Below are 17321 nucleotides of genomic sequence, written 5' to 3' on the forward strand. Positions count from 1 at the left end.
CCAAGGCATAGACCCTGGCCGGGGGACAGAGCTACCCCTGCATCACCCGGCCGGGGCCGGGCAGCACGTCGATCAGCTCGATGCGGAAGATCAGGGCGGCGTTGGGCGGAATCTCGCCGCCGGCGCCTTCGGCCCCGTAGCCCTGCTCGGGCGGGACGTAGAGGATCCACTCGTCGCCCGGGCGCATCTGGACCAGCGCCTCCTGCCAGGCCGGGATCAGGCCGCTCAGCGGCATGGCCGCCGGCGCCCCGCGCTCGTACGAGGAATCGAACACCCGCCCGTTCACGAGCTTGCCCTCGTAGTGGACCTTCACCTCGTCCTTGAGGGTCGGCTTCATGCCGGTCTCGGGACCCGAGCGGACCACCTTGTAGGCGACGCCCGAGGGCAGGAGCTTCACGCCCTCCTCGGCCGCGACCTTCTTCATGAAGGCGGCGGACTCGGCGGACATGTCCGGTCCCTTGGCCTTGGGCTGGCAGGCGGCGAGCGCCAGGGCCGCCGCGAACACGATCAGGGCTTGTCGCATATCAGACCACTCTCGGGGGATAGCCGCGGTCGCGCAGCGCATCCATGACTTCCTGGGTGTGCTGGGCGTCGCGGGTCTCGATCATCACGTCGAACTCCGCGCCCTTGGCCGGCACGTCGAGGGCGAGGCGGTTGTGGGCCACCTCGATGATGTTGGCGCCCATGGTCCCGATGATCGCCGACACATTGGCCAGGAGGCCCGGCCGGTCGTCGCCGATGATCCGCAGGCTCACGATGCGGCTCTCGCGCACCAGTTCCCGCGTCAGCACCGAGGCCAGCAGGCGCGTGTCGATGTTGCCGCCGGTGATGACCAGGCCGCACTTCTTGCCGCGGAAACGCTCGGGATAGGCCAGCAGGCCCGCCAGCGAGGCGGCGCCCGCGCCTTCGGCGACGGTCTTCTCGACGTTGCAGTAGAGGGCGATGCCGCGCTCGAAGAACGGCTCCTCGACCAGCAGCACCTCGTCGATCAGCGGCCGGGCGATGGCGTAGCTCGACTCCCCCACCTCGCGCACGGCGATGCCCTCGGCGATGGTGGAGGCGCCGGCGTTGGCCGCCGTGCGCACGCCGCGCATCTTGGCGGTGAACGAGGGGAACATCGCCGGCTCCAGGCCGACGACGCGGATGTCCTTCTTCAGGTGCTTGGCCGCCGTCGCCATGCCGGCGATCAGCCCGCCGCCGCCGATCGGGATCGGCAGGATCTCCAGGTCGGGGGCGTCCTCCAGCATCTCCAGCGCCACCGTGCCCTGGCCGGCCATGACGTCCAGGTCGTCGAACGGGTGGACGAAGGTCAGTTCCCGCTCCTCGCACAGCTTGCGGGCGAAGGCCGAGGCCTCGTCGTAGCCGTCGCCGTCGATCACCACCTCGGCGCCGTGGGCGCGGGTCTGCTGCACCTTCACGAACGGCGTGCCCTTGGGCATGACGATGGTGACCGGGATGCCCAGCCGCGCGGCGTGGTAGGCTAGGCCCTGGCTGTGGTTGCCGGCCGAGGCGGCGATCACGCCGCGCTTCTTCACGTTCTCGCCCAGCTGCAGCAGCTTGTTGAGCGCCCCGCGCTCCTTGTAGGCGGCCGTGAACTGCAGGTTCTCGAACTTCACCCAGACCTCGGCCCCGGTGATCTCGGACAGCGTGCGCGAATAGCGGCAGGGGGTGCGTTCGATGTGACCCTGCAGCCGCTCCTTGGCGGCCATGATGTCGTCGAAGGTCAGGCTCATGGAGGCGGCGGGGGTCCCTGGAAGGTCGCGCAACCTAGCGGCGCCAAGGCTCTGCTGCAATGCAGCGTCCCTACGGAAAGGGTGAGGCGATTTGGCGTCGCCGCCGGCGGCCGTTCGGCTATAACCCCGGCCGTGCCTGCTTCGTCACCCGACCCGATCCAGAGACCGGCGCTGTTCCTCGACCGCGACGGGGTGCTCAACGAGGACAGGGGGTACGTCCACCGCTGGGACGACTTCGACTGGATTCCCGGCGCCCGGGAGACGATCGCCGCGTTCAACCGGGCGGGCTGGATCGTCGTCGTGGTGACGAACCAGTCCGGCATCGGCCGCGGCTACTACACCGAGGAGGACATGCACGCCCTCCACGCGCGGATGAACGAGGAGCTTGAAGGCGCCGGGGCGCGGGTGGACGCCATCTACTTCTGCCCCGAGCATCCCGAGGCGCCGGTCGAGCGCTACCGCCATCCCGACCCGCCGAACCGCAAGCCCAATCCCGGCATGATCCTGCAGGCGCTGGCCGAGTGGCCGATCGACCGCGAACGCTCGATCCTGATCGGCGACAAGCCCTCCGATCTGGAGGCGGCCCTGCGCGCCGGCGTCCGCGGGCTGCTGTTCGAGGGCGGGAACCTCCGCGACTTCCTGGCCAAGCAGGACCTGCTGCCCGAGGCCTAGCGCGCCTCCATCCGCTCCAGCAGCCGCTCCAGCGTGGCGAGCTCGTCGGCCTCGCCGGGCGGCTTGTCCCAGCGGATGCGGCTGATCCGCGGGAAGCGCATGGCCACGCCCGACTTGTGCCGGGACGAGCGCTGCAGACCTTCGAACGCCACCTCGAAGACGAGGCCGGCGTGCGGCTCGGCGCGCACGGCGCGGACGGGCCCGAACCGCTCGACGGTGTGGTCGCGGACGAACTTGTCGATCTGCTTCAGCTCCTCGTCCGTGAAGCCGAAATAGGCCTTGCCGACCGGCGTGAGCACCCGCTTGCCCAGGGGATCGTCGCACCAGACCCCGAAGGTGTAGTCGGAGTAGAAGCTCGAGCGTTTGCCATGGCCCCGCTGGGCGTACATCAGCACCGCGTCCACCAGGAACGGGTCGCGCTTCCACTTGAACCAGGGCCCCTTCGGCCGGCCGGCCTCGTAGATCGAGTCCCACCGCTTCAGCATCACACCCTCGGCGATCTGCGCATCGCCGGCGGGCGGGCTGGCCCGCAGCTGCGTCAGGTCGGCCCAGGTGTCGAACGGCTGCATGGGCGACAGATCGATCCGCGGACTCGCCTCGCGGGCCACGAAGGCCTCCAGCCGCTGGCGGCGCTCGGCGAACGGCAGCGGCCGCAGATCCTCCTCGCCCTCCTGCAGCAGGTCGTAGGCGCGGATGCCGGCGGGATAGGCCGCCAGCAGCTTCGCATCCACGGCCTTGCGGTTCAGCCGCTGCTGCAGGTCGGCGAAGCTGGCCACCCGTCCGTCGCGGACCACCAGCAGTTCGCCGTCCAGCACCCCTTCCCGCTCCAGGGCGCCCAGGATGTCGGGGAAGGTGCGCGAGATGTCGTCGCCGGTGCGCGTGTAGAGACGCCGCACGCCGCCCTCGTGCACCGCCTGCACCCGGATGCCGTCCCACTTCCACTCGGCGGCGTAGTCGGCGGGGTCGAGCCGGGCGAAGTCCACGGCCTCGTCGATCGCCTGGGCCAGCATCACGGGCCGGAAGCGGCCGGGGTTCTCGGACGAGGGCTTCTCGCTGCGCCCCTCCAGCCAGGCGAACAGGTCCTCGTAGGGCGGGTGCAGCGCGTGCCACAGCTCCTCGATCTCTGCGGGATCGACCCCGCCCATCTCGGCGGCGGCGCGCTTGGCCAGGCGGGCGGTCAGGCCCACCCGCAGCTCGCGCGTCATCAGCTTCAGCAGCGCCCAGCGCTCGCGCGGGTCGGGCAGGGCGTCGAGCCAGCCCTCGATCAGGCCCTGGACCTCGGCCCGGGAGGCGTCGCGCAGCCCCTCAACGACCTCGGCGAGATCGGGCTCACGGTTGGCCCCGGGGCGTCTCGGCCAGCACAGCGACACCGCCTCGGCCAAGTCGCCGACATAGTCGTAGGACCACCAGAAGAGCTGGGGGTCCATCCGCGCCTCGATGGCCTTGCGGATGAAGGTGGGCTTGGCCGCATCGAACGTCAGGTCGCCGGTCAGGGCGGCCAGGGCCCAGCCCCGGTGCGGATCCGGCGTCTCGCGCAGGTAGTCGCGCACGAGCGTCAGCTTCGCATTGCGCGAAGGCGTCAGCGACAGACGGTCCAGCAGCTCGGCGAACGCCCGCATGGTTCAATAGCTAGGCTCGCCGGGGGCCGCCGCCAAATCAGACGTCCCGGCCGTCGTCGCCCTCGCCGATCATGCCGCCGGGCGCGTCGGACCCGATGTCGCCTTCGCCGGCCATGCCGGGATCGCGGCTGTCCTCCGGGCCGATGTGGCGGACCTCGCCGCCGCCGGTCTTGGGCGGCACGCCTTCGCCGTGCGGGCGCCCGAGCGGGCCGCCCTCGCCGCCGGCGCTTCCGGGGTCTTGGGATTCGGACATGGTGGGCTCCTTCCGCCGGAGCCAACGGCGAGACCGACCGCTCGTTCCCGTTCCCGCCCTTTCCCGCTGGGGGAGGGTCAGTCGTCGTCGTCCTCGTAGCCGATCAGGGCCAGGGCGCGGGCGGGGACGCCGTGCAGCGTGGCCCAGCGGGCCAGGGCCTCCTCGCGGCCGTGGGTGATCCAGAGTTCGCCCGGGCGCAGCTCGTCCACCGTGGCGGTCAGCTCGTCCCAGTCGGCATGGTCCGAGATCACCAGCGGCAGCTCGACCCCGCGCTGGCGGGCCCGCGCGCGGATCTGCATCCAGCCCGAGGCGAAGGCGGCCACCGGCTCGGGAAACCGCCGGCTCCAGCGGTCCTGCAAAGCCGACGGCGGCGCGACGATGATCGCGCCGGCGAAGTCGGCCTTGCGCGCCATGGTGGCGGGCGCCAGCGGGCCCAGGTCTATGCCGTGCGTCTCGTAGAGGGCGTTCAGCCGCTCCAGGGCGCCGTGGACGTAGATGGTCTTCTCCCAGCCCGCCTCGCGCAGCAGCCGGATGATCCGCTGGGCCTTGCCGAGGGCGTAGGCGCCGATGATGTGGCTGCGCTCGGGGAACTGGGCGACCGAGCGCAGCAGTCGGGCGATCTCCTCCCGGTCGTCGGGATGGCGGAAGACCGGCAGGCCGAAGGTCGCCTCCGAGATGAAGACGTCGCAGGGGACCGGCTCGAACGGCGGGCAGGTCGGGTCGCGCCGGCGCTTGTAGTCGCCCGAGACCACCATCGTCAGGCCCTTCCAGCGCACCACCGCCTGGGCGGAACCCAGCACATGGCCCGCCGGGACCAGCGTCACCTCCACCTCGTCCCGCGCCACGACCTCGCCATACGCCGCGGCCTGCCGCGCCTCGGCGAATCCCTGCCCATAGCGCTCGGCCATGATGTCGAGGGTCTCGGCGGTGGCGAGCACGGCGCCGTGGCCGGCCCGGGCATGGTCGGAGTGGCCGTGGGTGATGACGGCCCGGGCCACCGGCCGCACGGGGTCGATGTAGAAGTCGCCGGGGGCGCAGTAGAGGCCCTCGGGCTTGGGACAGAGCAGGTCCTGGGGCCGGATCATCGCCTTTACAATGTAGGAGCAGCCGACAGGCTCCGCATTGACGGACCCTCAGGCAAGGACCTAGGCGAGGCGCATGAGCTTCAACATCCCCGGCGACATCGCCGAACACATGTCCCGCGTGGTGCCGCACGCCAAGGCCCTGGGGCTTGAGGTGGTGTCACAGGGCGAGGCCCGGGGCGTGATGCGCGCCCCGTTCCGCGATGAGCTGGTTGGCGACCCCGACACCGGCGTGATCGCCAGCGGCGTGGTGACCGCCCTGCTGGACCACGTCTGCGGCCTCGCGGTTCACGCCGCCAAGTCCGACGCCTTCCCGACGGCCACGCTGGACCTGCGGATCGACTACATGCGCCCCGCCGCCCCCGGCGCCGGCCTCACCGCCGAGGCGCACTGCTACAAGATCACCCGCTCGATCGCCTTCGTCCGCGCCGAGGCCTGGGACGTCGACCGCGCGGACCTCGTGGCCACCGCCCAGGCCGCGTTCATCCTGCAGGGAGGCGCGTGAGCCGATGAGCGAGACCTCGTCCGGCCAGCTGCTGCAGGACTTCCTGCTCCGGTCCCCCTACGTGCAGTTCCTCGGCATGCAGGCCGAGCTGGACGGCAGTGAGGTGAAGACCCTGCTGCCGTTCGCCGAGCACCTGATCGGCAACCCCTTCCTGCCGGCCCTGCACGGGGGCGTGATCGGCGCCTTCATGGAGATGACGGCCCTCGCCCAGCTCGCCGTGGCCGAGCCCTCGCGCAAGCGGCCCAAGACCATCGACGTGACCATCGAGTACCTGCGCCCCGGCCGGGCCCAGCCGCTGTACGGCCGCGCCGCCTTGCGCAAGGTCGGCCGCCGGATCGCCAACGTCCACGTCGAGGCCTGGCAGGAGACCCCGGAGAAGCCGGTCGCGGCTCTGCGCGGACACTTCCTGCTGCGCGACGCCTGAGCCGCCCTAGCCGGGCTCGACCGCCGCCCGCTCCCGCCGGATCTCGGCGAGCGCCGCCTCGGCCTTGGCCACGCCGGCCTGGTCGCCCCTGGCCTTCGCCTGCAGCAGCTCGCCCGTCGCCTCCATCTCGCGCACCGGCAGCAGGTGGGAGGCGTCGGCCCGCTTGAACGGCAGGGTCTGGATGCGGGCCAGGATCGCCCGCTGCCGGGCCGCCTCGGGCGTCGAGCCCACGCCGTAGCTGAACATGAACGCCTCGATCTTCCGGCGCAGGGCGGGATCGAGGTCCTTGCGGATGATCAGCGGGTCCTCGGGAATGCGCGGCGAGCGCCAGACGATCTCGACCGCGCCCAGCGTCCGCCGGGCGAGCGGGGTGTCCAGCATCTCCATCCGCTCCATCGAGGCCGTGTTGTTGGTGGCCGCGTCCAGGGTGCCCGAGCCCACGGCGAAGAGGTTCGCCTCGTGGTTCGCCGAGCGCACGGTCTTGAAGCAGGTCGCCGGATCGATCCCGCGCGGGGCGAACAGATAGGTCATCGGGGCGAGCGTGCCCGAGGTCGACTTGGTGTCGCCCATGCCGAAGTTGAGGCTGCGGTCGCAGGCCAGCAGCTTCTCCAGGGTCAGCCCCGAACCCCTGCGGACGATGACAACCGCCTCGTAGCCGTCGGGGCCGGTCGGATTCACCGACCGCGCGAAGACCTCGCCGTTCGCCCGGCGCACCGCCTCCAGACCCGACTGGTTGGTGAACCAGCCCACGTCGGTCTGCTTGAAGCGCATCGCCTCGATCAGGCCGGTGTAGTTGTTGCCGTAGTAGGCCTTCACCGGCATCCCGAGCGCCTTGGACATGTCGGCCAGGAACGGCTCCCAGTCGCGCTGGGCGCTCTGCTGGCTCTCGGCGGACAGGATCGAGAAGGCGAGTTCGGTCTTCGGCGCCCCGCCCTCGCCGGCCGGCTGCTGGGAGCAGGCGGCCAGGATCAGCGCGGCGGCGAGCACGGCAAGGCGTCGGAACATGCAAGGTCTCCCCCGGCGGGCGATTAGCCCGGCAATGTGTCGGTTCGGCGAAACCCCTTGAGCCCGCGGCGCTGGGGGGCTAGGCCGCCCGCCATGCTGCAAGGTCTCTCCCATCAGGCGCGCGACGCCAAGAGCTGGCCGTTCGAACAGGCCCGCATCCTGCTCGACCGGATCCTGCGCCTGCGCCTCACCGACGCCGAACGTGACCTGGCCTCGACGCTGTTCGCCCAGGGCAAATTCCTCGAGGCCGTGGCGACCCTGCCGGCGCTGGCCCGGCCCGTGGTCTTCCAGTGCGGCTTCGGCGCCAGCGGCCTGCCGCACATGGGCACCTTCGGCGAAGCGGCCCGGCCGACCATCGTGCGCAACGCCTTCCGGGCGCTGACCGAGGACGCCATCCCCACCAAGCTGATCGTCTTCTCCGACGACATGGACGGCCTGAGGAAGATCCCGGACAACGTGCCGAACCGGGCGATGCTGGAAGAGGACCGCGACAAGCCGGTCTCGAAGGTCCGCGACCCCTTCGGCGAGCACGAGAGCTTCGCCCACCACAACAACGCCCGCCTGCGCGCCTTCCTCGACGGCTTCGGCTTCGACTACGAGTTCATGTCCTCGACCGACTGCTACACGAGCGGACGGTTCGACGAGGTGCTGCTGCGGGTCCTGGAGCGGTTCGAGAAGATCCAGGCGATCATGCTGCCGACCCTGGGGGAGGAGCGCAGAGCCACCTACTCCCCGTTCCTGCCGATCAGCCCCAGGACCGGAAAGGTGCTGCAGGTCCCGACCCTGGAGCGGAACCTCGAGGCGGGGACCATCGTCTTCGCCGACGAGGACGGAACGCGGACCGAGGTCCCCGTCACGGGCGGCCATGTGAAGCTGCAGTGGCGCCCCGACTGGGCCGCCCGCTGGACCGCGCTGGAGGTCGATTTCGAGGCCTCGGGCAAGGACCTGGTGGACAGCGTCCGCGTCTCGAACCGGGTCTGCCAGGCGCTGGGCGGCACGCCGCCCGAGGCGTTCCACTTCGAGCTCTTCATGGACGAGAACAACCAGAAGATCTCCAAGTCCAAGGGCAACGGCCTGACCATGGAGGAGTGGCTGCGCTACGGCACGCCCGAGAGCCTGGCCTACTACATGTACCAGTCGCCGAAGTCGGCGAAGCGGCTCTACTTCGACGTGATCCCCAAGGCGACGGACGAGTACCTGTCGCACCTGGACGCCTTCAACCGCGACCGGGCCGCCGGCAAGGTCAACCTCGACAGCCCCGCCTGGCACGTGGCGCGGGGAAACCCGCCGCCGACCGGCTCGCCGGTCAGCTTCAGCCTGCTGCTGAACCTCGTCTCGGCGGCCGACGCCTCGACCAAGGAGATCCTCTGGGGCTTCCTCGAGCGCTACCAGCCGGGGGCGAACCCGCAGAGCGAGCCGCTGCTGGACCAGCTCGCGGGCTACGCGCTCAACTACTACGAGGACTTCGTGAAGCCCTCGAAGCGCTTCCGCGCCCCCGACGAGCGGGAGCGGACGGCCATGGAGGACCTGGTGGCGCGCCTGAAGGCCCTGCCTGAAGGGACCGACGCCGAGGCCATCCAGAACGAGGTGTTCGAAGTGGGCAAGGCGGCCGGCTTCGAGCCGCTCCGCCTCTGGTTCGCCGCCCTCTACGAGGTGCTGCTTGGCCAGAGCCAGGGTCCGCGCTTCGGCAGCTTCGTGGCCATCTTCGGCATCGACCGGACGGTGGACCTGATCGAGCGCGCGCTGCGCGGCGAACTCGCCGCCTAGTCGCGTCCGCGGGCTCGCCCCGATCACGTCTCCGAGAGCGGCCCGCGGGCCGCCTCACCCTGGGTCAGGCTCGTTGGGTGATCAACGTTTACGTACCCTTGACGTAAACGGAAAGGTACGCTTACGCTGTCAGCGCAAAACAACAGACCGGAGGAAACCCCATGCCGACGGACCTGCGCCGACCCGCCCGGACCTATACGATCCGGCAGCTGTGCCTCGAGTTCAAATGCACCCCCCGCGCCCTGCGTTTCTATGAGGACAAGGGCCTCCTGACCCCCGCGCGCGACGGGATGAACCGCGTCTATTCCTACCGCGACCGCGCCCGCCTGCAGCTGATCCTGCGCGGCAAGCGCGTGGGCCTCTCGCTGGCCGAGATCGGCGAGATCCTCGACCTCTACGAAGCCGACGAGTCCGGCGCCCAGCAGGCGGCCAAGAGCCTGCGCAAGTTCAACGAGCGCATCGTCGCCCTCGAGCAGCAGAAGAAGGACATCGACGCGGCCATCGCCCAGCTCCAGAAGGGCATCGCCGACGCCGAGAAGCGCCTGGCCGCGACCCGGCCCGACCTGCTGCCGCGCGCGGCCGACTATGACCAGACCATGCGCCGCCAGCTGGACGGCGCGGCGTAAGAGACACGCCTGCGAGGCGGGACGGCGTCCCGCCTCGTCTCCTTCCGGCTCCCCCGTTCCGGCCGCCACTTCGGCATTGCCCGCGGCCCCCCGCCTGAGCGACATAGGGCCAGCCCAGAGGCCCGGCGCACGCCGCGCCCCGCTCACCTGCCCGACGCTTCACATTCGGAGCCCCCATGACCTACCAGGCCCCCGTGCGGGACTACGTCTTCCTGCTGCGCGACGTGCTGCAGCTCGACCGCCACGCCAACCTGCCCGCCTTCGCCGACGCCTCGATGGACACCGTCGAGGCCATCCTGGAGGAGGCCGGCAAGTTCACCTCCGAGGTGCTCGCACCGCTGAACCCGGTGGGCGACAAGGAAGGCTGCACGTGGAGCCCGGACTTCACCGTCCGGACCCCCACCGGCTTCAAGGAGGCCTACGCCCAGCTGGTCGAGGCCGGGTGGCCGGCGCTGGGCGCCGACCCCGCCTTCGGCGGCCAGGGCCTGCCGCACGTGGTCAACGTGGCGTTCTCCGAGATGAGCTCCTCGGCGAACATGGCCTTCTCGATGTACCCGGGCCTGACCCACGGCGCCTATTCGGCGATCCACGTCGGCGGCTCGCCCGAGCAGAAGGCGCTGTACCTGCCGAAGCTCGCCTCGGGCCATTGGGCCGGGACCATGAACCTGACCGAGCCGCACTGCGGCACCGACCTTGGCCTGCTGCGCACCAAGGCCGTCCCGCAAGCGGACGGGACCTACAAGATCACGGGCCAGAAGATCTGGATTTCGGGCGGCGAGCAGGACCTGACGCCGAACATCGTCCACCTGGTGCTGGCGCGGATCGAGGGGGCGCCGGCCGGCGTGCGGGGCATCAGCCTGTTCATCGTGCCGAAGTTCATCCCTGACGCGAACGGCGAGCCGGGCGAGCGCAACTCGGTCAAGTGCCTGGGCCTGGAAGAGAAGATGGGCATCCACGGCAACGCCACCTGCGTGATCAGCCACGAGGAGGCCACAGGCTGGCTCGTCGGCGAGGAGAACCAGGGCCTGAAGCTGATGTTCGTGATGATGAACGAGGCGCGGCTGGGCGTCGGCCTGCAGGGGATCGCCCAGGCCGAGGCCGCCTACCAGGCCGCCGCCGAGTTCGCCAAGGAGCGCCTGCAGGGCCGCTCGCTCACGGGCCCCAAGAACCCCGACGGCCCGGCCGATCCGATCATCGTCCACCCCGACGTGCGGCGGATGCTGCTGGACAGCCGCGCCCTCATCGAGGGCGGCCGCGCCTTCATGGCCTGGACTGCCCTCCACGGCGACCTGGCCCACGCCAGCGAGGACGAAGCGGTGCGCCAGAAGGGCCGCGACTACATGGCCCTGATGACGCCGGTGGTGAAGGCGTTCCTCACCGACCGCGGCTTCAAGGTCTGCTCCGACGCCATGCAGGTGCATGGCGGCTCTGGCTTCACCGAGCACTTCCCGGCCAGCCAGTACCTGCGCGACGTGCGCATCGCCCTGATCTACGAGGGCACCAACGGCGTGCAGGCCCTGGACCTGGTGGGCCGCAAGCTCGCCGCCGACGGCGGCCGGGCGGTGATGAGCTTCTTCGCCGAGCTGGACGCCTTCGTCGCCGAGAACGAAGGCGATCCGGGCCTGAAGCCGTTCGTGGAGGGCCTGGCCCGCGCCAAGGGCGAGCTGCAGGAGGCCACCATGTGGCTGATGCAGAACGGCCTGGCCAATCCCGACAACGCCGGCGCGGCGTCCACCGACTACCTGCAGCTCTTCGGCCTGACCGCGCTGGCCTACATGTGGGCGATGATGGCCAAGGCCGCCCAGGCGAAGATCGCCGAGGGCGACAAGGACCCGCTCTACGAGCGCAAGCTCACGGTCGGCCGCTATTACGTCGAGCGGATCCTGCCGGAAACCGGCGGCCATCTTGCCAAGCTGAAGACGGGCGCCGATCTGATGATGAAGCTTCCGGCGGAAGCGTTCTGACATCAGGGGGAGCAGGGATGGCCGTCTACCGCGCGAGGATCGACTGGACGCTGGAGGAGGGCGCCGACTTCCCCAACGGGCGCTACAGCCGCGGCCACACGGTGGCCTTCGAGCAACACGCCGTCCCGGCCACCGCCTCGCGGCACGTGGTCGGGAAAAAGTGGGCGGTCGAGGGGGCGGTGGACCCGGAGGAGATGCTGGTCGCCTCGCTCTCCTCCTGCCACATGCTGACGTTCCTCCACATGGCCAGGCTCGAAGGGTTCGCCGTGACCCGCTACGTCGACGCCGCCGAGGGGGTGATGGAGAAGAACGCCGAAGGGCGCCTGGCCATCACCCGCGTCGTGCTGCGCCCGCTGATCACCTACGCCGGCCGGCGTCCCACGCCGGAGGAGGCCGACCACCTGCACCACCTGGCCCACGAGGAGTGCTTCATCGCCAACTCGGTGAAGACCGAGATCGTGGTCGAGGAGGTCCAGCCGGCGGACGCCTAGAGCAGCGCCCTCAGCCGCGCCTCCAGCGCCGGCGCGTCCTTCAGCTCGCACTCCCAGAGCGTCTCCACGCGCCAGCCGGCGGCGGCCAGCGCCTCGCGGTCGCGCGCGTCCCGGGCGACGTTGCGGGCGACCTTGGCGGTCCAGTAGTCGCGGTTCTGCTTGGGGACGCGCGCGCCCCGGGGGCAGTCGTGCCCGTGCCAGAAGCAGCCGTGGACGAACAGCGCCAGGCGCCGGCCCGGCATGACGATGTCCGGACTGCCGGGCAGGTCCTTGCGGTGCAGCCGGTAGCGGGCGCCGAGCCCGGTCAGCGCCCGGCGCACCGTCATCTCGGGCGTGGTGTCCTTGCCCTTCACCCGCCGCATCACGGCGGAGCGCTTCTCCGCGTCGAATACGTCGGAGCGGGACGTCACAGCCCCTCGAACAGCGCCGTCGAGATGTAGCGCTCGGCGAAGCTCGGGATGATCGCCACCACCAGCTTGCCGGCCATGTCGTCGCGCTTCGCCACCTCGAAGGCGGCGGTCAGCGCGGCGCCGGACGAGATGCCGACCGGGATTCCCTCCTCGCTCGCCACGCGGCGCGCCATGGCGAAGCTGTCGTCGTTCGAGACCTGCACCACCTCGTCGATCACGCCCCGGTCCAGGATCGAGGGCACGAAGCCCGCGCCGATGCCCTGGATCTTGTGCGGGCCAGGATTGCCGCCCGACAGCACCGGCGAGGCGTCGGGCTCGACGGCCACCATCTTCACCGAGGGCTTGCGGGCCTTCAGCACCTGGCCGACGCCGGTGATCGTGCCGCCGGTGCCGACGCCCGAGATCACCACGTCCACGCGGCCCTCGGTGTCGTTCCAGATCTCCTCGGCGGTCGAGACCCGGTGGATCAGCGGGTTGGCGACGTTGTCGAACTGCTGCGGCATCACCGCGCCGGGCGTGGCCTCCACCAGCTCCTTGGCCCGGGCGACCGCGCCGGCCATGCCCTTCTCGGCCGGAGTCAGCTCGAGCTTGGCGCCCAGGATCACCAGCATCTTGCGCCGCTCGATCGACATGCTCTCTGGCATGACGAGGGTGAGCTTGTAGCCCTTGGCGGCGGCCACGAAGGCCAGCGCGATGCCGGTGTTGCCGGACGTGGGCTCGATGATCACGCCGCCCGGCTTCAGGACGCCCTTGGCCTCCAGGTACTCGACCATGGCCACGCCGATGCGGTCCTTCACCGACGCGACGGGGTTGAAGAACTCGAGCTTGGCGACGACCTCGCCCTTGGGTTTCAGCGCGGCCGTCAGGTGCGGCAGGCGCACCAGCGGGGTGTCGCCCATGGTGTCGAGGATGGAGTCGTAGATCTTGCCGCGGCCGGACCGGCGGAAGCGGGCGGCGTCGTAGACCTTGTCGGGGGTGGCGTCCATCGGAAGGACCTCCAGGGTGGAATTCGGGAGCTTGCCCGCGACCCTAGAACTTCTCCGGCGTTTTGGAAGGCGCCGCGCCTGAGGCGGCGTTTAGATTTACTCGGCGGCCATGGCGGCGGCGGGCGCCAGCAGCGGCTCCAGCAGCTCCTGCGCCAGCCAGCGGACCACCGGCACGGCCACGCCGTCCCCGGCCACGTGCAGGGCGGCGGTGGCCGCGGGCGGCAGGCGATAGCTCTCGGGCAGGCCCATCAGCCGCGCCGCCTCGCGGGCGGCGAGCAGGCGGCTGCGGACGGCGCCGTCCTCCACCACCACGATCGCCTGGCGCGAGGACCCGCCCCGGGGCGTGCGCAGGCAGCCTGCGAGACCGTCGAAGCGCACCTCGGCCCGCTGCACCCTGCGCCCCTCCTCGATCCGCGTGCGCCGGAACACGGCGCCCACGGCCCGGCCGCGCTGGGCCGACAGCTTCGCCCGGTGCGCCGGCGCCATCAGCGACAGCAGGCGCTCGGTCTGATGCGGCGCGTGCCAGGCGACCGCCGCGTCCGGCTCCAGCAGGGCGGCGAGGTCGGTGTTGCGGGCGGGCGGCGCCGGGAGCCGCCACCAGACCCAGCTCGCCGCCAGCTCCGGCGGAAGCGCGGCCTGGGCGGTGCGCACCGCGCGGGTGTGGAACGGGCCGTCGCCGACGAGGCGGGCGGGCGGGGGAACCTTCGAGGCCACGACGAACACCCGCGGCCGCGACTGCGGAAGCAGGTGCGCCGCGTCGATCTCGAGCGCCCCGAACACATAGCCCTCGGCCGCGAGCGCCCGGCCCAGCGCCGCGAAGTCGGCGCCGCCGCGCGAGGTCAGCAGGCCCACGACGTTCTCGATGACGACCAGGCTCGGCGCCCGGCCCTCGCCGCCCAGCTCCCGGATCAGCTTCCAGAAGCCGAAGAAGGCCGACGAGCGGCCGCCCTCCAGGCCCGCCCGGGCGCCGGCGAGGCTGAAATCCTGGCAGGGGCTGGAGGCCCAGGCGAGATCCGCCCGGCCGGGCAGGTCGACGGGCCCCAGCTTCCAGACGTCGCCCTCGCGGAAGTGGCTTTCCGCGTCGGGGAAGTTGGCCCGGTAGGTCGCGGCCTTCACCGGGTCGAAGTCGTTGGCGAAGGCGCAAGCCCAGCGCGCGCCCAGGCCCAGGCGCGCCATGCCGCCGCCGGCGAAGAATTCGTAGAAGCTGAAGGGTGTCGCGCCCACGGAAGTGAGGCTAGCCTGATTTGTGGAAAACCCGGGAAGGCTCCATGCGACACGCGCTGCTTCCGCTGCTGCTCCTCCTCGCCGCCTGCCAACCGCAGGACCCCGACGGCGCGGCCGCCCCGCCCCCGGCCGACGCCCCGCCGGCGCTGGAGCCGGTCCCGACCGTCAGCGACTTCAGCCGGCCGATGACCGCGCGCGGGACCGAGCCGTTCTGGGCGGTGCGGATCGACGGCACGAAGGCGGTGCTGCTGCGGCCCGACCACCCCGAGAAGGCGTTCGAGGCGCCGGGCGCGCAGATCTCGCCCGGGCGGGCGGTCTACGAGATGACGGCGCAGGACGGGACGACGATGCGGGTGACCCTATTCGTCTCCACCTGTTCCGACGGGATGAGCGACCTGACGTATCCGATGACGGCCGAGGTGGAGCTGGCCGGCGAAGCGCTGCGCGGGTGCGCCGCGCCCACCGACGACCTGCCGCGCGAAGGCGGCTAGTCCAGTTCCAGCATCGGAATCTGGCCCTGCTGCGCCTGGGCCTCGCCCCCGTCCCGTCCGGGCAGGGTGAAACCGATCGCGATCGCGAGCGCAGCCAGGGCCATGAGGGCTTTGATCTGCATGGGTCCTCTCTCGTCAAGGTCATGCAACCCCCTCAGAATGCTGCGGTTCCTACGGCGCAGGCGCACGAATGTGGGATCCCGGCCGCGGCCGGGGCGGCGATCCGGCGCTTGACCTGACCCAGCGTCGGGGCGGCTAGATGGGGCGGCACACGCTCGCAGAAGCGTGGAACAGTCCGGGAGCGCGCCATGGAAAAGGCCTTCGACCTCGTCGTCCGCGGCGGGACCCTGGTGGACGGATCGGGGGGCGCCCCCTTCGAGGCGGACGTCGGCGTGAAGGACGGCCGGATCGCCGCGGTCGGCAGGCTGGCGGGCGCGGGCGCCGAGGAGATCGACGCGCGCGGGATGCTGGTCACCCCCGGCTTCGTCGACATCCACACCCACTACGACGGTCAGGCGACCTGGGACGAGCGCATGCAGCCCTCGTCCTGGCACGGCGTGACGAGCGTGGTGATGGGCAACTGCGGCGTGGGCTTCGCCCCCTGCCGGCCCGAGGACCACGACCGGCTGGTGCGGCTGATGGAAGGCGTCGAGGATATCCCCTTCCCCGTCCTGTCCCAGGGCCTGCCCTGGAACTGGGAGAGCTATCCCGACTATCTCGACGCCCTGGCGAGGCGCCGCTTCGACGTCGACGTCGGCAGTCAGCTGCCGCACGCGGCCCTGCGGGTCTTCGTCATGGGCGAGCGCGGCGCGAACCGCGAGCCGGCGACCGAGGCCGACATCCACGCCATGGCGGCGCTGGCCAGGCGCGCGGCCGAGGCCGGGGCGCTGGGCTTCTCCACCTCGCGCACGCTGAACCACCGCACCTCGGACGGCCAGCCGACGCCCACACTCACCGCGGGCGAGGACGAGCTTACCGGCATCGCCCTCGGCCTTTCCGCCGCCGGCAAGGGCGTGCTGCAGGTGGTCTCGGACTTCGCCGACCCCGAGGCGGAATGGGCGATGCTGCGCCGGATCGTCGAGCGCTCGGGCCGGCCCCTGTCGTTCAGCCTGGTGCAGAGCCCGCGCGCGCCCGAGAGCTACAAGGTGCTGCTGGCCGGCCTCTCCGAAGCCAACGCCGCGGGCCTGCCGATGCGGGCGCAGGTGGCCGGCCGGGCGGTGGGGGTGCTGTTCGGCTTCGAGCTGACCATGAACCCCTTCAGCCAGCATCCGGCCTACCAGGAGATCGCGCACCTGCCGCTGGCGGCCCGGGTCGAGCGCCTGCGCGACCCAGCCTTCCGCGCCCGGCTGCTGCACGAGGAGAGCGAGGCCCAGCGCTGCTTCGCCGGAACCCAGCCGAGAGCCTGGGACAACATGTGGCCGCTGGGCGAGACGCCGGACTACGAGCCGACCCGGGAGACGACCATCGCCGCCCTGGCCGCCGCGCGCGGCGCCGACCCGGCCGAGGTGGCTCTGGACCACATGCTGACGAACGGCGGGCGCGGCATGCTGTACCTGCCGTTCCTGAACTACGCCTTCGGCAACCTCGATCCGGCCCACGAGATGCTGACCCACCCCGACTGCGTGCCGGGGCTGTCGGACGGCGGGGCGCACGTGGGGATGATCTGCGACGGCAGCTTCCCGACGTTCAACATCACCCATTGGACGCGCGACCGCACGCGGGGGCCGAAGCTGCCCCTGGAGCGGATGATCAAGGCCCAGTGCCGCGACACGGCCGAGACGGTGGGCCTCTTCGACCGTGGTGTGGTCGCGCCGGGCTTCCGCGCCGACCTCAACGTCATCGACTACGGCCGGCTGAAGCTGCACGCGCCCCAGGTGGCCTACGACCTGCCGGCCGGCGGGCGGCGGCTGATCCAGCGGGCGGACGGCTATGTGGCGACCATCGTGGCGGGCGAGGTCACCTACCGCGACGGCGAGCCCACCGGCGCCCTGCCGGGCCGCCTGCTGCGCGGCGCGCAGGCCGCGCCCGTGCGGATGGCGGCGGAGTGAACCCCGCCCTCCCGCGGAGGG

The 17321-nt window shown here is 71.3% G+C and carries 19 protein-coding genes; 9 read left to right on the top strand and 10 right to left on the bottom strand.

Features of this window, described 5'->3' with window-relative positions:
- Positions 1–31 precede the first annotated feature (31 nt).
- On the bottom strand, positions 32–523 hold the full coding sequence (locus PHZ_RS18500) for an FKBP-type peptidyl-prolyl cis-trans isomerase (protein WP_049758340.1): 492 nt from the start codon (positions 521–523) through the stop codon (positions 32–34).
- 1 nt (position 524) lies between these two features.
- Positions 525–1733, bottom strand: a complete 1209-nt coding sequence (locus tag PHZ_RS18505) for a threonine ammonia-lyase (protein ID WP_041373700.1) — start codon at positions 1731–1733, stop codon at positions 525–527.
- A 132-nt stretch (positions 1734–1865) separates the two neighbouring features.
- Here PHZ_RS18505 and PHZ_RS18510 point away from each other — a divergent pair, with 132 nt between their 5' ends.
- The gene (locus tag PHZ_RS18510) at positions 1866–2405 is read left to right on the top strand and encodes a D-glycero-alpha-D-manno-heptose-1,7-bisphosphate 7-phosphatase (protein WP_049758341.1); all 540 of its coding nucleotides are present in this window, start codon (positions 1866–1868) and stop codon (positions 2403–2405) included.
- Here the strand turns inward: PHZ_RS18510 and PHZ_RS18515 are convergent.
- The 3 genes from PHZ_RS18515 to PHZ_RS18525 all read right to left on the bottom strand — a co-directional run bounded on the left by PHZ_RS18515 (position 2402) and on the right by PHZ_RS18525 (position 5362).
- Entirely contained in the window at positions 2402–4024 is a 1623-nt protein-coding gene (locus PHZ_RS18515) for a cisplatin damage response ATP-dependent DNA ligase (RefSeq protein WP_012523894.1), read from the bottom strand. The genes PHZ_RS18510 and PHZ_RS18515 overlap by 4 nt on opposite strands.
- A 37-nt stretch (positions 4025–4061) precedes the next feature.
- The gene (locus PHZ_RS18520) at positions 4062–4277 is read right to left on the bottom strand and encodes a hypothetical protein (RefSeq protein ID WP_041373701.1); all 216 of its coding nucleotides are present in this window, start codon (positions 4275–4277) and stop codon (positions 4062–4064) included.
- A 77-nt stretch (positions 4278–4354) separates the two neighbouring features.
- The gene (locus PHZ_RS18525) at positions 4355–5362 is read right to left on the bottom strand and encodes a ligase-associated DNA damage response exonuclease (protein ID WP_012523895.1); all 1008 of its coding nucleotides are present in this window, start codon (positions 5360–5362) and stop codon (positions 4355–4357) included.
- Between the two features lie 73 nt (positions 5363–5435).
- Here PHZ_RS18525 and PHZ_RS18530 point away from each other — a divergent pair, with 73 nt between their 5' ends.
- Positions 5436–5864: a PaaI family thioesterase gene (locus tag PHZ_RS18530; protein WP_012523896.1), complete on the top strand. Its 429-nt coding sequence runs from the start codon at positions 5436–5438 to the stop codon at positions 5862–5864.
- Positions 5865–5868: 4 nt separating this feature from the next.
- Positions 5869–6288 carry a PaaI family thioesterase gene (locus PHZ_RS18535; RefSeq protein WP_012523897.1) on the top strand — a complete coding sequence of 140 codons (420 nt, stop codon included), beginning with the start codon at positions 5869–5871 and terminating at the stop codon, positions 6286–6288.
- Between the two features lie 6 nt (positions 6289–6294).
- Here PHZ_RS18535 and phnD read toward each other — a convergent pair whose 3' ends face one another.
- Complete coding sequence (phnD, locus tag PHZ_RS18540; protein ID WP_012523898.1) at positions 6295–7293, bottom strand: phosphate/phosphite/phosphonate ABC transporter substrate-binding protein; 999 nt, start codon at positions 7291–7293, stop codon at positions 6295–6297.
- A 93-nt stretch (positions 7294–7386) separates the two neighbouring features.
- Between phnD and PHZ_RS18545 the strand changes: the two genes are divergently transcribed.
- The 4 genes from PHZ_RS18545 (at position 7387) to PHZ_RS18560 (ending at position 12141) form a co-directional block, all read left to right on the top strand.
- Positions 7387–9060, top strand: coding sequence for a lysine--tRNA ligase (locus tag PHZ_RS18545; protein ID WP_012523899.1), 1674 nt, complete (start codon positions 7387–7389; stop codon positions 9058–9060).
- 161 nt (positions 9061–9221) lie between these two features.
- Positions 9222–9686: a MerR family transcriptional regulator gene (locus PHZ_RS18550; protein WP_012523900.1), complete on the top strand. Its 465-nt coding sequence runs from the start codon at positions 9222–9224 to the stop codon at positions 9684–9686.
- A gap of 176 nt (positions 9687–9862) precedes the next feature.
- Positions 9863–11650 carry an acyl-CoA dehydrogenase C-terminal domain-containing protein gene (locus PHZ_RS18555; RefSeq protein ID WP_012523901.1) on the top strand — a complete coding sequence of 596 codons (1788 nt, stop codon included), beginning with the start codon at positions 9863–9865 and terminating at the stop codon, positions 11648–11650.
- 17 nt (positions 11651–11667) lie between these two features.
- On the top strand, positions 11668–12141 hold the full coding sequence (locus PHZ_RS18560) for an OsmC family protein (RefSeq protein ID WP_041373702.1): 474 nt from the start codon (positions 11668–11670) through the stop codon (positions 12139–12141).
- Here the strand turns inward: PHZ_RS18560 and PHZ_RS18565 are convergent.
- From PHZ_RS18565 to PHZ_RS18575, 3 genes are all read right to left on the bottom strand, one after another.
- Positions 12138–12551 carry a very short patch repair endonuclease gene (locus PHZ_RS18565; RefSeq protein ID WP_012523903.1) on the bottom strand — a complete coding sequence of 138 codons (414 nt, stop codon included), beginning with the start codon at positions 12549–12551 and terminating at the stop codon, positions 12138–12140. The two genes, PHZ_RS18560 and PHZ_RS18565, sit on opposite strands and share 4 nt — an antisense overlap.
- Positions 12548–13537, bottom strand: coding sequence for a cysteine synthase A (gene cysK, locus PHZ_RS18570; RefSeq protein WP_012523904.1), 990 nt, complete (start codon positions 13535–13537; stop codon positions 12548–12550). Before cysK ends, PHZ_RS18565 begins: the two co-directional genes overlap by 4 nt.
- A gap of 96 nt (positions 13538–13633) precedes the next feature.
- The gene (locus PHZ_RS18575) at positions 13634–14761 is read right to left on the bottom strand and encodes a DNA cytosine methyltransferase (RefSeq protein WP_012523905.1); all 1128 of its coding nucleotides are present in this window, start codon (positions 14759–14761) and stop codon (positions 13634–13636) included.
- A gap of 44 nt (positions 14762–14805) precedes the next feature.
- Here PHZ_RS18575 and PHZ_RS18580 point away from each other — a divergent pair, with 44 nt between their 5' ends.
- Positions 14806–15252 (top strand): COG3650 family protein, encoded by a 447-nt coding sequence (locus PHZ_RS18580; protein WP_041373703.1) that lies wholly within the window; start codon positions 14806–14808, stop codon positions 15250–15252.
- On the opposite strand, the gene PHZ_RS23795 is transcribed toward PHZ_RS18580, so the two are convergent.
- On the bottom strand, positions 15249–15374 hold the full coding sequence (locus PHZ_RS23795) for a hypothetical protein (protein ID WP_269079164.1): 126 nt from the start codon (positions 15372–15374) through the stop codon (positions 15249–15251). The genes PHZ_RS18580 and PHZ_RS23795 overlap by 4 nt on opposite strands.
- 186 nt (positions 15375–15560) lie before the next feature.
- Here PHZ_RS23795 and PHZ_RS18585 point away from each other — a divergent pair, with 186 nt between their 5' ends.
- Entirely contained in the window at positions 15561–17300 is a 1740-nt protein-coding gene (locus tag PHZ_RS18585) for an N-acyl-D-amino-acid deacylase family protein (RefSeq protein WP_012523907.1), read from the top strand.
- Positions 17301–17321: the final 21 nt, after the last annotated feature.

The organism is Phenylobacterium zucineum HLK1, assembly GCF_000017265.1.
Lineage (GTDB): Bacteria > Pseudomonadota > Alphaproteobacteria > Caulobacterales > Caulobacteraceae > Phenylobacterium > Phenylobacterium zucineum.

Bases quoted from the DNA above. Each gene is read 5' to 3' on its own strand.
- PHZ_RS18580 (WP_041373703.1), top strand. From the start codon at position 14,806: ATGCGACACGCGCTGCTTCCGCTGCTGCTCCTCCTCGCCGCCTGCCAA.
- PHZ_RS18530 (WP_012523896.1), top strand. From the start codon at position 5,436: ATGAGCTTCAACATCCCCGGCGACATCGCCGAACACATGTCCCGCGTG.
- PHZ_RS18550 (WP_012523900.1), top strand. From the start codon at position 9,222: ATGCCGACGGACCTGCGCCGACCCGCCCGGACCTATACGATCCGGCAG.
- PHZ_RS18545 (WP_012523899.1), top strand. From the start codon at position 7,387: ATGCTGCAAGGTCTCTCCCATCAGGCGCGCGACGCCAAGAGCTGGCCG.
- PHZ_RS18520 (WP_041373701.1), bottom strand. From the start codon at position 4,277: ATGTCCGAATCCCAAGACCCCGGAAGCGCCGGCGGCGAGGGCGGCCCG.
- phnD (WP_012523898.1), bottom strand. From the start codon at position 7,293: ATGTTCCGACGCCTTGCCGTGCTCGCCGCCGCGCTGATCCTGGCCGCC.
- PHZ_RS18555 (WP_012523901.1), top strand. From the start codon at position 9,863: ATGACCTACCAGGCCCCCGTGCGGGACTACGTCTTCCTGCTGCGCGAC.
- PHZ_RS18515 (WP_012523894.1), bottom strand. From the start codon at position 4,024: ATGCGGGCGTTCGCCGAGCTGCTGGACCGTCTGTCGCTGACGCCTTCG.
- PHZ_RS18525 (WP_012523895.1), bottom strand. From the start codon at position 5,362: ATGATCCGGCCCCAGGACCTGCTCTGTCCCAAGCCCGAGGGCCTCTAC.
- PHZ_RS18535 (WP_012523897.1), top strand. From the start codon at position 5,869: ATGAGCGAGACCTCGTCCGGCCAGCTGCTGCAGGACTTCCTGCTCCGG.
- PHZ_RS23795 (WP_269079164.1), bottom strand. From the start codon at position 15,374: ATGCAGATCAAAGCCCTCATGGCCCTGGCTGCGCTCGCGATCGCGATC.
- PHZ_RS18500 (WP_049758340.1), bottom strand. From the start codon at position 523: ATGCGACAAGCCCTGATCGTGTTCGCGGCGGCCCTGGCGCTCGCCGCC.
- PHZ_RS18560 (WP_041373702.1), top strand. From the start codon at position 11,668: ATGGCCGTCTACCGCGCGAGGATCGACTGGACGCTGGAGGAGGGCGCC.
- PHZ_RS18585 (WP_012523907.1), top strand. From the start codon at position 15,561: ATGGAAAAGGCCTTCGACCTCGTCGTCCGCGGCGGGACCCTGGTGGAC.
- cysK (WP_012523904.1), bottom strand. From the start codon at position 13,537: ATGGACGCCACCCCCGACAAGGTCTACGACGCCGCCCGCTTCCGCCGG.
- PHZ_RS18505 (WP_041373700.1), bottom strand. From the start codon at position 1,733: ATGAGCCTGACCTTCGACGACATCATGGCCGCCAAGGAGCGGCTGCAG.